Source organism: Embleya sp. AB8 (assembly GCF_049739465.1).
Lineage (GTDB): Bacteria > Actinomycetota > Actinomycetes > Streptomycetales > Streptomycetaceae > Embleya.
Window position 1 is genome coordinate 125,269 of sequence record NZ_JBMHHY010000031.1, and the last position, 15,376, is coordinate 140,644.

The window sequence follows — 15,376 nt, forward strand, 5'->3', positions numbered from 1 at the left end:
CGAGGAACGTGATTTTGATGACTTCGACGAGTTCGACGAGTTCGATGACTTCGACGAGTTCGGTGCCGGCCGAGACGCCGATGATCAAGGCCATCGCCTACAGCGGCTACGGCGACGCCGACGTACTGCACCCGATCGAGTTGGCGCTGCCCGCGCCGGGGCCCGGTCAGGTACGGATCGCGGTGCGCGCGGTCGGCGTCAATCCGCTCGACCACCGGATGCGGTCCGGCGCGTTGGCCGCGCTGTTCCCGGTCGAGTTCCCGAAGGTGCCGGGCGGCGAGGCGGCCGGGGTGGTCGTCGCGGTCGGCCCCGGGGTGAGCGAACTCCGGGTCGGCGACGAGGTGTTCGGGCGGACCGCGAGTGGTTCCTACGCCGAGGAGGCGCTCGCCGACGTGGCCCGGCTGACGGTCAAGCCGGCCACGCTGAGCTGGGCGCAGGCCGCCGCGCTTTCGTCGGCCGCGGAGACCGGATACCGGATCCTGGACCTGCTCGGCGTACAAGCCGGCGAGACGCTGCTGATCCACGGCGGCGCGGGCAGCGTGGGCGCGCTCACCACGCAGCTCGCCCGGGCCCGGGGGATCCGGGTGATCGGCACCGCGAGTGTGGCCAACCACGAGCGGCTGCGCGAACTGGGCGCCGAGCCGGTCGAGTACGGTCCGGGCCTGGTGGACCGGGTGCGGGCGCTGGGCGGCACGGTCGACGCGGCGGTGGACGCGGCGGGCCGGGGCGACGCGCTGACCGCGTCGATCGAGCTGACCGGCGGCCGGGACCGGGTGCTCGGCATCGCCGACCCGATGGGCACCCGGGCGCTGGGCGTGCGCTTCTCCGCCGGCGGGGAGGCGCATCGTACGGGCGAGGGCGTCGCGGCGGCCTTGGCCCTGCACGAGGCGGGCACCCTGCGCCTGCCGATCCACGCGTCCTACCCGCTGGCCGACGCGGCCCGGGCCCACCGCGACAGCGAGCGCGGCCACCTGAGCGGCAAGGTGGTACTGGTGCTCTGAAGCCGACTGTGCGCCGTGCGCCGTGCGCCGTGCGCCGTGCGCCGCGAGCCGCGAGCCGCGAGCCGCGAGCCGCGAGCCGCGAGCCGCGAGCCGCGAGGCGCTGCGCGGGGCGGGCGGGCTCCTCGTGCGGTCGATCCGGGTCTTTCGGTGGGCCGCCGTGTCGGCGGCCCGAGTGATGCGGTACGAAATCTCCTGTGATCGACGATTCTTCGACCCCGCCCCGGACCGTACGGTTGTTCGTGGCCATCGCTCCGCCGGACGCCGCCAAGGACGAGCTGGCTCGGGCCGTGCGGCCGGTGGCGCTCGCGCATCCTCGGCTTCGGTGGAATCGGATCGAGGACTGGCACATCACCCTGGCCTTCCTCGGCGAGGTCGCGGTCGACGTGGTCGAGACGTTGCGGGCGCCGCTCGCCGAGGTGGCCGGGTCCGTGGCGCCGATCGGGCTGGCGCTGCGCGGGGCCGGGGAGTTCGATCGGCGGGTGTTGTGGAGTGACGTGACGGGGGACCTGGCCGCGCTGCACACGCTGGCCGGGGCGGTTCGGCGGGCCGTCGTCGAGGGTGGCATCCCGTTCGAGGATCGGCCGTTGCGGGCGCATCTGACCCTGGCCCGGGCCCGGCGGGACACGCCGGACGGCATCGTGGGCGCCGCCGCCGAACTGGCCGACTTCGTCGGCACCCCGTGGTCCGCCGCGCGGCTGCACCTGGTCGGCAGCAACCTCGGTCGCGGCCCGGGCCCGATCCACTACCGCGACGTGGACGCCTGGCCGCTGACCGGTCGTTGACACCGCTTCGATTCCGTCGACGGTCCCCGGCGCGGTCCTCTACGATCGCGCTGTGATCCTCGGCCACCGTCGCCGCACCGACCTCCGGTCCCGTGCGCCCCGCCGCTGTTGTTGATCCGTCTTTCCCCCCCGGAGTCGCCGTACCGCCGCGCCGTCCGCTCAGTGGAAGAAGGCCCGATGACCCCGATCAACGAAGTCGCCTACGACCGGCACCGGTTGCGGCAATGGCTCACCCGTACCGCGCGCGCGGACGGGCTGCCCAGACGCGACCTGTTCGCCCTGCTCGCCGCCGCGGGGATGGCCACCGCGTTGCCCACCGGCACCGCGTACGCGGCGGATGGACCGGATCCGGCCGCCCCGGCCGCCGCCGGCCCCGGGATCGTCAAGCCGCTGCCACCCGAGTGGTTCACCGTCCGGGGCACCAACGCCGAGACCAACTTCCCCGCGCTGCGCGGGACCGGCTACCACACGCCGGTGGACCGGTTCTTCGTCCGCAACCACACCTCGACCCCGCGACTGGCCGAGGCGGACTGGCGGTTGCGGTTGTGGGGGAGCGGGCTGCGCGGGTCCGTCGACTACGCGCGCGCGATCGAACTCGACCTGGCCGCGCTGCGCCGGCTGCCCGCGCATACCCATACCGCGGCCATCGAGTGCGCCGGCAACGGCCGCAGCTTCTACGCCTCCCAGCAGGGCCGACCGGTCCCGGGCACCGCCTGGACGCTCGGCGGGATCGGCGTGGCCCGCTGGCGCGGCGCCCGACTGGCCGACGTACTGCACCGCGCCGGGCTGCGCCGAGAAGCGGTGGACGTACTGCCGCGCGGCCTGGACGACCCGTACGTCAGCGGCGGCGTCGACTTCGGCCGGGTGCGCCGGCCGCTGCCGGTGGCCAAGGCGCTGGACGACGTACTGCTCGCGTACGAGATGAACGGCGAGCCGCTGGGCCCCGACCACGGCGCGCCGGTACGGCTCGTGGTGCCCTCGTGGGTGGGCATCGCGTCGATCAAGTGGGTCGGCGACATCGAGGTGGCGACGCAGCCGCTGTATTCGCCGTGGAACACCGAGTTCTACCGGCTGTTCGGGCCCGACTACCCCGACGGTGGCAGCCCACCGCTGACCCGGCAGACCCTCAAGAGTGCCTTCGAACTGCCCTTCGGCGCCCGCCTCGCGCCGCGCGTCACACACCGGCTGCCCGGCCGGTCGTGGTCGGGTGCGGGCGGGGTGCGCCGGGTCGAGGTCAGCACGGACGGCGGCGCGAACTGGCGCCGGGCCCGGCTGCGGGACGAGCCCAGGCGGGACGGGTGGGTGCGCTGGAGCGTGGACTGGCGGCCGGCGGGCCCCGGTTCGGTCGAACTGCTGGCCCGGGCGAGCGACACGGCGGGGCGGACCCAGCCGGACCGGGCGATCTTCAACACGCAGGGGTATCTCTTCGACGCCGTCGTGCGCCACCCGGTGACGGTGGGCTGAGGCGGCACCGCCCCGGCCGGGCGTACTGCCGGCCGGGGCGGATACCGCCTACCGCTTACGCGCCGGCTCAGGCCAGCGTCGCGAGGGCCTGGTTGAACGTGGTCGACGGGCGCATCACGGCCGACGCCTTGGCCGGGTCGGGACGGTAGTAGCCGCCGATGTCGGCCGGCGAACCCTGTACCGCGATCAGCTCGGCGACGATGGTCTCCTCCTGCTCGGACAAGGTCCGGGCCAGCCCCGCGAACGCCTCGGCCAGCGCCGCGTCCTGGGTCTGCGTGGCCAACTCCTGGGCCCAGTAGAGCGCCAGATAGAAGTGGCTGCCCCGGTTGTCGATGCCGCCCACGCGCCGGCTGGGCGACTTGTCGTGGTCCAGGAACGTGCCGGTGGCCCGGTCCAGCGTGTCGGCGAGCACCTGGGCGCGGGCGTTGCCCACGGACTGCGCGAGGTGCTCGAAGCTGACCGCCAGCGCGAGGAACTCGCCCAGGCTGTCCCAGCGCAGGTAGTTCTCCTTGACCAACTGCTGTACGTGCTTGGGCGCGGAGCCGCCCGCGCCGGTCTCGAACAGGCCGCCGCCGTCCATCAGCGGGACCACCGAGAGCATCTTCGCGCTCGTGCCCAGCTCCAGGATCGGGAACAGGTCGGTGAGGTAGTCGCGCAGCACGTTGCCGGTCACCGAGATGGTGTCCTCGCCGCGCCGGATGCGCGCCAGGGAGTACGCGGTGGCCTCGACCGGCGACATGATCTCGATGGTCAGACCGTCGGTGTCGTGCTCGGGCAGGTACTGCTCGACCTTGGCGATCAGGTTCGCGTCGTGCGCGCGGCCCTCGTCCAGCCAGAACACCGCGGGGTTGCCGGTGGCGCGGGCGCGCGAGACGGCCAGCTTGACCCAGTCCTTGATCGGCAGGTCCTTGGTCTGGCACATCCGGAAGATGTCGCCCGCCGCCACGGCCTGCTCGAGCACCGCGGTACCCGCGGCGTCGACGACCCGCACCGTGCCGGTGGTGGGGATCTCGAAGGTCTTGTCGTGGCTGCCGTACTCCTCGGCCTTTTGCGCCATCAGGCCGACGTTGGGCACCGAGCCCATCGTGGCCGGGTCGTACGCGCCGTTGGCCCGGCAGTCGTCGATGACGACCTGGTACACGCCCGCGTAGCTGCTGTCCGGCAGCACGGCCAGGGTGTCGGCCTCCTTGCCGTCCGGGCCCCACATGTGGCCGGAGGTGCGGATCATGGCCGGCATCGAGGCGTCCACGATGACGTCGCTGGGCACGTGCAGGTTGGTGATGCCGCGGTCCGAGTCGACCATCGCCAGCGCCGGTCCGGCGGCGATCTCGGCCTCGAAGGACTCCTTGATCTTCGCGCCGTCCGGCAGCGACTCCAGGCCCTTGAGGATCGCGCCGAGACCGTCGTTGGGGCTGAGGCCGGCCGCCGCGAGCGCCTGGCCGTGCTCGGCGAAGGTCTGCGGGAAGAAGGCGCGGACCGCGTGGCCGAAGATGATCGGGTCGGAGACCTTCATCATGGTGGCCTTCAGGTGCACCGACAGCAGCACACCCTCCGCCTTGGCCCGGGCCACCTGCGCGGACAGGAACTCGCGCAGCGGCGCGGCGCGCATCACCGACGCGTCCACCACCTCGCCGGCGAGTACCGGTACCGACTCGCGCAGCACGGTCGTGCTGCCGTCGTCGCCGACCAGCTCGATGCGCAGCGTGCCGGGCTCGGCGAGCACCGCGGACTTCTCGGTGGAGCGGAAGTCGTCGGCGGTCATGTGCGCGACATCGGTCTTCGAGTCGGCGGTCCAGGCGCCCATGCGGTGCGGGTGCGCGCGGACGTAGTTCTTCACCGACGCGGGCGCGCGGCGGTCCGAGTTGCCCTCGCGCAGGACCGGGTTGACCGCGCTGCCCAGGGTCTTCCCGTAGCGCGCGCGAATGTCCTTCTCGGCGTCGGTCTTCGGGTCGTCCGGGTAGTCCGGCAGTGCGTAGCCCTGCTCCTGGAGCTCGGCGATGGCCGCCTTGAGCTGCGGGATCGAGGCCGAGATGTTCGGCAGCTTGATGATGTTGGCCTCGGGCGTCTTGGCCAGGTCACCGAGCTCGGCGAGGGCGTCCGCGAGCTGCTGGTCCGCCTTCAGGTGGTCCGGGAAGTGCGCGATGATCCGCCCGGCCAGGGAGATGTCCCGGGTCTCGACCTTGACCCCGGCCGTCGCCGCGTACGCCTGGACCACGGGCAGGAACGAATACGTCGCCAGGGCCGGGGCCTCGTCGGTGTGCGTATAGATGATGGTCGGGTCAGTCACAGGATGCTCCGCTCCATGTCCGCAACATTGCTCGACATCAAGATATCTTGCGCCGGGGGCAGACGTGTCGCGGCCCCTGCGGGTCGGCGGTGCGATCCGGGGGCGGCCTACTCCGTCGGGGCGGCGGCGGTCGGGTCGGCGGTCGGTGTGGATGTGCGACCACAGTCGGCTGTGTCGTGGCGTGCCGCCGGTCAGACTGGAGGTGTCGCCCGGCGTGAGGCCGCCGATTGCCGCCGATCAGGGAGGAAACCGGATGAATACCGACGTCGTCGTGGTCGGCGCGGGCGTGATGGGCGCGTCGATCGCGCTGGAACTGGCCCGCGCGGGCCGCCGGGTGATCGTCGTGGACAAGGCCGGCGGCGTCGGCCTCGGGTCCACCAGCGCGTCCAGCGCCATCGTGCGGTTCAACTTCTCCACCCACGCCGGCGTCGCCGCCTCGTGGGAGGCGCAGTTCTGCTGGCGCGCGTGGTCCGAGCATCTGGGCTGCGCGGTGGACAACCCGGTCCGGTTCGAGCGCTGCGGCCTGGCCGTGCTCGACGTGGACGCCGCGCCGCGCAGCGCCGTGCTCCCGTTGTTCGACGCGGTCGGGGTGCCGTACCAGGAGTGGGACGCGGACGCCCTGGCGGCCAGGATCCCGGGCCTGGACCCCGGTCGGTACTTCCCGCCCAAGCGGCTCGACGACGAGGCTTTCTGGGCGCCGGCGCCCGGCACGCTCGGCGCGGTGTTCACCCCCGACGCCGGGTACATCAGCGATCCGCAACTGGCGGCGCAGAATCTGGCCGCGGCGGCGCAGCGGTTCGGGGTCGAGTTCCGGTTCCGGCGTACGGTCACCGGGATCCGGAGCACGGCCGGTCGGGTGACGGCCGTGCTGCTCGACGACGGATCCGCCCTCGCGTGCGCGACGGTGGTCAACGCGGCCGGGCCCTGGTCCGGGCGGCTCAACGAACTGGCCGGAGTCGGCCGGGACTTCACCATCGGGGTGCGTCCGCTGCGGCAGGAGGTCGGCTATCTGCGGGCGCCCGCCGGGTTCAATCCGGAGGGGGCCGCCGGGGTCACCGTGGCGGACCTGGACCTGGGGACCTATCTGCGCGGCGAGGTCGGCGGCGGCTTGCTGGTCGGCGGCGCCGAGCCGGAGTGCGATCCGCTCGAGTGGCTCGACGATCCGGACGACGCGTGGCCGAACCCGACGGCGGCCGTGTTCGAGGCGCAGGCCACCCGGGCCGCCCGGCGGCTGACCGGCCTCACGGTGCCCAATCGGCCGCGCGGTGTGGTCGGCGTCTACGACGTCGCCGACGACTGGACGCCGATCTACGACCGGACCGAACTGGACGGCTACTACGTGGCGATGGGCACCAGTGGCAACCAGTTCAAGAACGCACCGCTGGTCGGGCAGTTGATGGCCACGCTGATCGAGGCGGTGGAGGGCGGCGTCGACCACGACGCGGATCCGGTCGGGTTCGTCGGGAAGCACACCGGCCAGGTGATCGACCTCGGTGCGTTCTCCCGTCGGCGCAGCGTCAACACCGCCAACTCCGGGACGGTGTTCGGCTGAGGTCGGTGGGGTCCGCATTCGGTAATGCCCGCGTTTTCCGGTTCTTGTCATTCCTGCTGTCCGTGGCGAACGGCGTGCCCGCGCACGCCGACGAAGGGAGATCCCGGTGATACCAGAGCAGTTCGCCGCCGTCGAGGAGTACTTCCGGCGGTTGTACGAGCCCGCGTTCGGCGCGGTGAGCGCGGCGGCCGATCCGAGTCTTCGCCCGGACGGGCGAGCGATCGTGTTCACCGGCACGGTGTTCACGGAACTTGTCGGCACCGGGACCACCCGGGTCTGTCTGGCCGAGGCGGGCCGGGTCCGGATCCTGACCGAGGGCGCCGGCAACCAGCGCATGCCCCGCCACTCGCCCGACGGCGCGCTGCTGGCCTACCTCTCGGACGCCGAGCGGCCGGGGGACTTCCAACTCGACGTGGTGGATGCGGCATCCGGGGCGAGTGTGTGGCGGCCACGGGTGCCCGGGACGGTGGAATACCTGAGTTGGTCGCCGGACGGTACGGCGCTGCTCCTGGGCGTGGCCGGGTACGGCGCGGATCTGGCCGGCGGGCAGGGCTCGGGGACGGCCGCCGCGCGGCCCGAGGAGGTGCCGGACTGGGCGCCGCAGGTGACCACGAACTCGCCGGAGGAGGGCTGGCGTTCGGCCTGGATCGCGGAGCCGGCCGGGCGCACGGTGCGCCGGGTGAGCGGGCCCGGGACGAATGTGTGGGAGGCGGGCTGGGCGGGGCCGGACGCGCTGGTGTGCGTGGCGAGTGACACGCCGGGCGAGGAGTCCTGGTACGTCGCGGACCTGCTGCGGATCGAGCGGGCGGATGGGTCGCACACCGTACTGCGCAGCGGGGACCGGCAGTTCGGCTGGCCGTGCGGGTCGCCCTCGGGGCGGACCGTGGCCGTGGTGGAGGCCCTGTGCTCCGACCGGGGCGTGGTGGCGGGCGATCTGCTGCTGATCCCGGTCGAACCGGGCGCAACCGGCGGCACGTCGCGGGTGGACACCGGCGGTGTCGACGTCACCTCGATCGGCTGGCTCGACGAGGACCGGATCGGCTTCGCCGGGCTGCGCGGCCTGGACACGGTGGTCGGGCACTGCGCGCGCGAGGGCGGCAAGGTCACCGAAATCTGGTCGGGCGCCGAGACATTCGCCGCTCGCAATCCCGAACTGGACTTCTCCGCCCACGGATACGCCGGGGTCCGGCACAGCTACCACCGCTTTCCCGAACTCGCCCTGGTCACCGAGGAGTCGATTCGAACGGTGGCCTCGCTGAGCCATCCGGGTGCCGAACAGCTCATCGAGATCGCGGGCACCGCCGAAGCGGTGAACTGGACCGCGCCCGACGGCCTCGAGATCGAGGGCATCCTGTGTCGGCCGGCCGGCCCCGGGCCGCATCCGCTGGTGGTCAATGTGCACGGCGGTCCGGTGTGGAGCTATCGGCATACCTGGTCGTCGTCCTCGCCGTACACCCCGCTCCTGGTGAGCCGGGGCTACGCGGTGCTGCACCCGAATCCGCGCGGCAGCAGTGGGCGCGGACAGCCGTTCGCCGAGGCGGTGTTCGGCGACATGGGCGGCGCGGACACCGGTGACGTGCTGGCCGGGATCGACGCGCTGGTGGCCCGGGGCATCGCCGATCCGGATCGGCTCGCGGTGCTGGGCGGTTCGTACGGCGGGTTCATGTCGGCATGGCTGATCAGCCAGGATTCGCGCTTCGCGGCGGCGGCGCCGATCGCGCCGGTGGTCGACTGGATCTCGCAGCACCACACCTCGAACATCCCCTACTTCGACCGGATCTTCCTGGCCGCCGAGCCGCGTTCCTTCACCGGCCGCTATGTCGAGCGCAGCCCGCTGTACTTCGCGTCGCGGGTGCGGACGCCCACGTTGTTGACGGCGGGCGGGATGGATCGGTGTACACCGGCCGGACAGGCGCAGGAGTTCCATCGCGCGCTGACCGAGTCGGGGGTCGAGTCGACGCTGCTGGTGTATCCGCAGGAGGGGCACGGGGTCAGGGCGTTCCCGGCGTTGATCGACCACTGCGCGCGGGTGCTGGGCTGGTTCGACCGGTTCCTGGCGCCGAAACCGCACGGGGCGCCCGAGTCGAACCGGCCGTAGTCGGGCCGGAGCTGGGCCGGGCCCGCCCGTTCACGGGGTGGGAACGGACGGGCCCGGGGCGCGCCGACGGGGGGCGGCGCGCGCTCAGCGCGAGAGCGAGTCGGCGGGGTGCCCGGCGGGCACCAGGCCGGTCGCCTCGGCAAGGATCTCGAACGAGCGGATACGGTCGTCCACGCCGTGCACCAGGGTCAGCGCCATCAACTCGTCGGCGCCGGTGCGGTCGACGAACGCGTCGATCCTGGCGGCGATGTCGTGCCGCCCGCCGACCAGGTGCGCATCGATCCGGGAGCGGACGAACTCCCGTTCCTGCGGGCTGTATTCGTACGCCTCGGCGAATTCGGGGCTGGGGTAGGGGCCGGTGATCCCGCTGGTGCGCTGGAGCAGCGAGGACAGGCCCATCGGCCCGGCCAGCCACTCCGCCCGCTCCCGGGTCTCGGCGACGATCACCATCGCCGCGACCACCGCGTATGGGTGGTCCAGGTCGGCGGACGGGCGGAAGTTCTCCCGGTAGGTGGCCAGCGCCGGGATGGTGTTCTCCGAGCTGAAGTGGTGTGCGAAGGCGAACGGCAGGCCGAGCATGCCGGCCATCCGGGCACTGGAGGGGCTCGAGCCCAACATCCAGATCGGCGGCCGGTTGCCCTCCGCCGGTATCGCGCTGACCGGGGAGATCGGGCTGCCGTGTACCGGCGACTCGAAGTAGTCCAGGAGTTCGGCGAAGCGCTGCGGGAAGTCGTCGCTCGGGTCGTTGCTGCGGCGCAGCGCCTGTGCGGTGATCGGGTCGGTGCCCGAGGCCCGGCCGATGCCCAGGTCGATCCGGTCGGGGTGCAGCGCCTCCAGGGTGCCGAACTGCTCGGCGACCACCAGGGGGGCGTGGTTGGGCAACATCACCCCACCGGAGCCGACCCGCAACCGCGAGGTGGCCGCCGCGATCTGACCGATCATCAGCGGTGGCGAGCAACTCGCGATGTTGGGCGCGTTGTGGTGTTCGGCCATCCAGTAGCGCAGGTAGCCGAGTTGGTCCACGCGCCGGGCGATCCGGATGGTGTCGCGCAGTGCCTGGGCGGCGGAGGCGCCGCTGGCCACGGGCGCGAAGTCCAGGACCGACAGCGGGATTCGGGTGCTCGACTGGGTCATGCGGGGGTCCTTCCGGGACGGATGTGATCAGGCCGCGGGCTTGGGGGCGGGGGGCTTGGGGCGGAGTACGAAGACGGACACCAGGAGCGCGCCGACGGCGAAGACGCTCGCGCCGATGGCCGCGGTGGCGATGCCCTCGGTGAGCACGTGGTGCGCGGTCTGTTCGGGGTTCAGCCCGGCCGGCGGGTGCTTGGCGGCGTTCTTGCTCGCGGTGCCGGAGATGGTGGCCAGGATGGCCAGGCCCAGGCTCGCGCCGACCTGTTGCAGGGCCTGGAGCAGACCGGACGCGGCGCCCGCGTCCTTGGGCGGGACCTCGGACAGGATGATCATGTTCAGCGGCATGAAGCTCAGTCCGGAACCGGTGCCGAACAGGATCATCGGGCCGATCACCCCGCCGGCGTAGCTGCTGGAGTCGCCGAGTTGGGTCAGCCACACGATGCCGAGGGTGACCAGCACGCTGCCGAAGACCAGGATCGGCTTGGGCCCGAACTTGGGCAGCAGCTTGGGGGTGGCCCGGGCGAAGGCGAACTGGCACAGCGCCATCGGCAGGAACGCGCAGCCGGCCTTGAGCGGACTGAAGCCCATCACCGTTTGCAGGAACTGGGTGAGGAAGAAGAAGATCGCGAACATCGTGGCGGGCAGCAGCAACATGTTCAGGTACGCGCCGGCCCGGTTGCGGTGCGCGAGCAGGCGCAGCGGGGTGATCGGCTGCGCGGCCTTGGCCTCGATCGCCAGGAACGTGGCGAGCAGTACGGCGGCCAGGACCAGGGCGCCGATGGTCAGGCCGTTGCCCCAGCCGTCGGAGGCGGCCCGGATGCAGCCGTAGACCAGCGCGACCATGCCGGTGGTCGAGGTGATCGCGCCCAGGATGTCGAACCGGCCGGGGTGGCGCTCGGGTTGCCGGACGTAACGCGGGGCGAGCACCAGGATGCCCAGGCCGATCGGTACGTTGATGAACAACACCGCACGCCACGAGGTGGCGTCGGTGAGCAGGCCGCCGACGACCAGGCCGAAGGCCAGGCCGGCGCCGGAGACCGCCGAGTAGATGGCCAACGCCTTGGCCCGGGCCGGGCCTTCGAAGTTGGTGTTGAGCAGCGCGAGGGTGCTGGGTGCGGCGAACGCGGCGCCGACGCCCTGTACCGCGCGAGCGGCGAGCAGCATGCCCTCGGAGTTGGCGAAGCCGCCGACCAGGGACGCGACGGTGAACACCGCGATGCCGGCGATGAATACGCTGCGCCGGCCGAGGATGTCGCCGGCCCGGCCGCCGAGCAGGAGCAGACCGCCGAACGCGAGCGTGTACGCGTTGATGATCCAGGTCAGGCCGGTGGGCGAGAAGTCGAGCGCCTGCTGCATGTCGGGCAGCGCGATGTTGACGATGGTCGCGTCCAGGATGACCATCAGCTGGCAGGCCAGGATGACGGCCAGCGCGAGGCCGGGGCGGCGTTCGCGCGGCGCGGCGGCGGTGACCGGATCGGCCGGTGTTCCGACTGCCGGCGGGGTCGACATGTTGCCTCCACGTGGGGCCGAGAATTTGGGGAACGGAGAGCGTGCGAGGCGCGCAGCGGCGCGACTTCCGGGCCGAGGGCAAACCGGAGGATCTCTCGACTTACGATACGGAGGATCTCTCGACTTTTCAATGCGATCGGCGACTCGGCGGGGACACGGCGGCGACCCGGCGGGGACACGGCGGCGACGCGGCGTCGATGTGGGTACAACACGCGGGCTCGATCCGGGAGTTCGGACCGAGCCCGGAGGGAGGATCGGGGAGCCGTACGGGTACTCCGTGGGCGGATCGGGGAGTTACCCGGGTAGGCCGAGCCAGCCGGTCAGGGCGCGGCGCAGGCCGGCGTCGCCGGGTACGTCCACCGGGCGTACCCAGGCCGCGTAGCCGTCGGGGCGGATCAGTACGGCCGAGGCGGCCAACTCCGAGACGGGGGCCGCCTGTACCACGTCCACCCGGTCCTTCCAGCCGGTCACGTCGAGGGGATCGGCGTCCGTCGCCGAGGTCGCGGCGCCCGCCGCGGACAGGTCGAGCAGCACGGCGCGGCCGGTGCGCAGTATCTCGTCGACGGTCGTCTCGCCCGCCTCGGTACGCAGCGCGGCATCCGGAAGTCGCTCGCCGAGCAGGGGATGTGCGCCGACCTCGCCCGCCGCGCCCGGATCGCCCGCGTGGTCCGGCTCGACACCGATCCCGGAGCGCTCGGCGACCGGGTAGCGGATGTCCACTCCCGCCATCATGTGCACCAGATGCCGGCTGACCTCCTCGAAGCCGAGCAGCTCGCCGAGCACCTCGCGCAGCGGCTCGGCCTCCTCCAGCGGGTACATCAACGCCAGTTGGGCCCGCGTGTTCATCAACACCCGCTCGGCCACCGGGTGTCGCTCGACGGCGTAGGTGTCCAACAGCCCCTCCGGCGCCCAACCCCGCACCGTCGCGGCCAGCTTCCAGCCCAGGTTGAGCGCGTCCTGCAGGCCGGTGTTCAGGCCCTGGCCGCCGATCGGGAAGTGCACATGGGCCGCGTCGCCGAGCAGGATCACCCGGCCCTCGCGATAGCGCTCGGCCTGGCGCGCGGACGAGCCGAAGCGGGAGAGGAGTTGCGGGGTGCCCAGGTCGAACTCGCGGCCCACGACCTTGCCGATCTGGCGGTGCAACTCCTCCTCGGTGACCGGGACTTCGCGGCTGGTCGGAGTGGCGCCGAATTCGGCCACGGTGACCCGGACCACCTCGCCGTCCAGCGGGATCAGCGCGAACATGCCGCTCGGGTGCAGCGAGGGGTCGATCCGGATCTGTCGGTCGACCGGGATGCGCAGGTCGCCGGTGATGCCGTCGGCCACGGACGGGGTGCCGGGGAAGTCGATACCGGCGCGCTTGCGGACCACGCTCGCGCCGCCGTCGGCGCCGGCCAGGTACGCGCCGGGTAGTTCGTACTCGCCGTCGGCCGTGCGCACCGTGACCAGCACGCCCGAGTCGTCCTGGGTGAAGTCGACGACCTCGTGCCCTCGGCGGACATCCACGCCCAGCTCGATCGCGTGCTCCTCGAGGTGTTGCTCGATCCGGCGCTGCGGCACCCGGCGCGGGACCAGGTGGTCCTCCAGGCCGGTGAAGCGCAACATGCCGAAGCCGAAGTGTTTGACCGGCGCGTACTCGAACGCCGGTGCGGCCAGGCCGCGTTGGTTCAGTGCCCGGATCGAGCCGTACTGCAGCCCGAGCGCACGCGACCAACCCGGCGGCTCCACCAGCCGTTCCAGCACGATCGTGCGCACGCCGGCCAGGGCCAGCTCGCAGGCCAGCATCAGGCCGCTGGGGCCGCCTCCCGCGATGACTACCGTGGGGTCGTCGGTGTGCTCGGTGGTGCGTTCCATCTCGACTCCTTGCGCTGGGCGATGCGGGTGGGGGTGGGGGCTTGAAGACACGCCCTAGCCGAGGCGGGCCTCGATCTCGGCCGGGGGCAGGTGCGGGCGGCCCCCGGCCAGGACCAGGCGGACCTTGCGCAACGCGGCCAGGTCGGCGCGTGGATCGCCGGTCACCACGACGAGGTCGGCGGCGAGTCCGGGGGCCAGTCGGCCGGTCACGTCGCCGAGACCGAGGGCAGCCGCGGCGTTGGCGCCGGCCATCTCCAGTACGTCGGTGTTGGCCAGGCCGGCGCGGGCCAACCACTCCAGGCCGGTCACGTAGGCGTCGAAGCGGGCACCGGCGATCCCCGCGTCGGTGCCGGCGATCAAGGTGACGCCGTGCTCGTGCAACACCCGGGCCACATCCAGCCACGGACCCATCGCGGGCCGGCCGATCCGGGCCTCGGTCAGGTCGAACGCCCGGCTGAACGTGGGGCAGACGAACACGCCTCGGTCGGCGATCTCGCGGACCAGGTCCAGGCGTACGTCCGGGCCGGCGGCGGGGCCGGCCTCGGGGATGAACGTGCAATGTTCCAGGGTGTCGGCGCCGGCAGCGAGCGCTGCCCGGACGCCGACCGCGCCGTGCGCGTGTGCGGCCACGCGCAGTCCGGCGGCGTGCGCCTCGCGGACCACGGCGGCGATCGAGTCCGCGTCGAACTGGCCCTGCCAGGCTTGCGGGCCGCCGGGGGTGAGGTTGCCGCCGGTGGCCATCACCTTGAGTACGTCCGCGCCGGAGGCGATGTGCGCACGGGTCGTGGCGAGCAGCTCGTCGCGGTCGGCCACCTCGCCGCCGAGGAACCAACAGTGGCCGCCGGGTATGGTCAGCGGCGTGTTCGCGGCCAGTACGCGCGGCCCGGGCAGCAGCCCGGCGGCGATCGTGTCCCGCAACCGGCGGGCCAGCCCGCCGCGATCACCGAGATCGCGCACGGTGGTCACCCCGCTGTCCAGCAACTGCCGTGCGCGGGCCGCCATCGCGGCCAGCAAGTCGAGATCGTCGACGCCGTCGAGCGCGGCGACCGGATCCGCGCTCGCGTCGAACACGAGGTGCACGTGGCTGTCGATCAGCCCGGGCAGGATGGTGCTGCCGGGGTATCGGGCCACGGGAGTTCCCGGAGCGGCGCGTTCGACCACCTCGGCGTAGGGGCCCACGTCCCGAACCAGTCCGTCTGCCACGAGCACGGCGCCGTGCGGCACCTCCGCCGCGCCACCGCCGGGCAACACCAGATCGCCCGCGACAATCCGCCCAGTCACAACCCATTCCCCCTCGCCACCAACGCCCATCGCCCCGGCCGCGCTCACCCTCACAGCCCCTTCTAAAGCGCCACTTACGACCACGCACACACGGGCTGCGGGTCCTCACGCGCCGGACGGGCTGCAGTTGGCTGCGGTTGGGCGTTGGGCCGCCTTGGGGCGTCCTCAAGCGCCGGACGGGCTGGATTGGCTGGGCGGCGGTGGCTGCGGTGGGGTGTTGGGTTGCGTTCGGGTGTCCTCAAGCGCCGGACGGGCTGGAGTTGGTTGTGCAGCGAGGTGGTGGCTGCGGTGGGGTGTTGGGCCGCCTTGGGGTGTCCTCAAACGCCGGACGGGCTGGATTGGCTGGGCGGCGGTGGCTGCGGTGGGGTGTTGGGTTGCGTTCGGGTGTCCTCAAGCGCCGGACGGGCTGGAGTTGGT

At 72.5% G+C, this 15,376-nt stretch carries 10 protein-coding genes; 5 read left to right on the top strand and 5 right to left on the bottom strand.

Annotation, left to right across the window (positions count from 1 at the left end):
• The first annotated feature begins 80 nt into the window (after positions 1–80).
• From ABIA38_RS36755 to ABIA38_RS36765, 3 genes are all read left to right on the top strand, one after another.
• Positions 81–1,001 (top strand): NADP-dependent oxidoreductase, encoded by a 921-nt coding sequence (locus tag ABIA38_RS36755; RefSeq protein WP_424643317.1) that lies wholly within the window; start codon positions 81–83, stop codon positions 999–1,001.
• A 194-nt stretch (positions 1,002–1,195) separates the two neighbouring features.
• A complete protein-coding gene (thpR, locus tag ABIA38_RS36760) occupies positions 1,196–1,783 on the top strand; it encodes an RNA 2',3'-cyclic phosphodiesterase (protein WP_424643302.1) in 588 nt (195 codons plus the stop codon).
• Positions 1,784–1,960: 177 nt separating this feature from the next.
• Positions 1,961–3,247: a sulfite oxidase gene (locus ABIA38_RS36765; RefSeq protein WP_424643303.1), complete on the top strand. Its 1,287-nt coding sequence runs from the start codon at positions 1,961–1,963 to the stop codon at positions 3,245–3,247.
• Between the two features lie 67 nt (positions 3,248–3,314).
• Here ABIA38_RS36765 and ABIA38_RS36770 read toward each other — a convergent pair whose 3' ends face one another.
• A complete protein-coding gene (locus ABIA38_RS36770) occupies positions 3,315–5,534 on the bottom strand; it encodes an NADP-dependent isocitrate dehydrogenase (protein WP_424643304.1) in 2,220 nt (739 codons plus the stop codon).
• Positions 5,535–5,787: 253 nt separating this feature from the next.
• Here ABIA38_RS36770 and ABIA38_RS36775 point away from each other — a divergent pair, with 253 nt between their 5' ends.
• The gene (locus tag ABIA38_RS36775) at positions 5,788–7,086 is read left to right on the top strand and encodes an NAD(P)/FAD-dependent oxidoreductase (RefSeq protein WP_424643305.1); all 1,299 of its coding nucleotides are present in this window, start codon (positions 5,788–5,790) and stop codon (positions 7,084–7,086) included.
• Between the two features lie 106 nt (positions 7,087–7,192).
• Positions 7,193–9,184, top strand: a complete 1,992-nt coding sequence (locus ABIA38_RS36780; protein WP_424643306.1) for a S9 family peptidase — start codon at positions 7,193–7,195, stop codon at positions 9,182–9,184.
• An 84-nt stretch (positions 9,185–9,268) separates the two neighbouring features.
• Here ABIA38_RS36780 and ABIA38_RS36785 read toward each other — a convergent pair whose 3' ends face one another.
• The 4 genes from ABIA38_RS36785 to ABIA38_RS36800 all read right to left on the bottom strand — a co-directional run bounded on the left by ABIA38_RS36785 (position 9,269) and on the right by ABIA38_RS36800 (position 14,959).
• Positions 9,269–10,318 carry an LLM class flavin-dependent oxidoreductase gene (locus ABIA38_RS36785; RefSeq protein ID WP_424643307.1) on the bottom strand — a complete coding sequence of 350 codons (1,050 nt, stop codon included), beginning with the start codon at positions 10,316–10,318 and terminating at the stop codon, positions 9,269–9,271.
• A gap of 27 nt (positions 10,319–10,345) precedes the next feature.
• Entirely contained in the window at positions 10,346–11,824 is a 1,479-nt protein-coding gene (locus ABIA38_RS36790) for an MFS transporter (protein WP_424643308.1), read from the bottom strand.
• A 294-nt stretch (positions 11,825–12,118) separates the two neighbouring features.
• Positions 12,119–13,678 (bottom strand): FAD-dependent monooxygenase, encoded by a 1,560-nt coding sequence (locus ABIA38_RS36795; protein WP_424643309.1) that lies wholly within the window; start codon positions 13,676–13,678, stop codon positions 12,119–12,121.
• Positions 13,679–13,732: 54 nt separating this feature from the next.
• Positions 13,733–14,959, bottom strand: coding sequence for an amidohydrolase family protein (locus tag ABIA38_RS36800; RefSeq protein WP_424643310.1), 1,227 nt, complete (start codon positions 14,957–14,959; stop codon positions 13,733–13,735).
• Between the last annotated feature and the right edge of the window lie 417 nt (positions 14,960–15,376).

Bases quoted from the DNA above. Each gene is read 5' to 3' on its own strand.
- ABIA38_RS36755 (WP_424643317.1), top strand. From the start codon at position 81: ATGATCAAGGCCATCGCCTACAGCGGCTACGGCGACGCCGACGTACTG.
- ABIA38_RS36765 (WP_424643303.1), top strand. From the start codon at position 1,961: ATGACCCCGATCAACGAAGTCGCCTACGACCGGCACCGGTTGCGGCAA.
- ABIA38_RS36775 (WP_424643305.1), top strand. From the start codon at position 5,788: ATGAATACCGACGTCGTCGTGGTCGGCGCGGGCGTGATGGGCGCGTCG.
- ABIA38_RS36785 (WP_424643307.1), bottom strand. From the start codon at position 10,318: ATGACCCAGTCGAGCACCCGAATCCCGCTGTCGGTCCTGGACTTCGCG.
- ABIA38_RS36790 (WP_424643308.1), bottom strand. From the start codon at position 11,824: ATGTCGACCCCGCCGGCAGTCGGAACACCGGCCGATCCGGTCACCGCC.
- ABIA38_RS36795 (WP_424643309.1), bottom strand. From the start codon at position 13,678: ATGGAACGCACCACCGAGCACACCGACGACCCCACGGTAGTCATCGCG.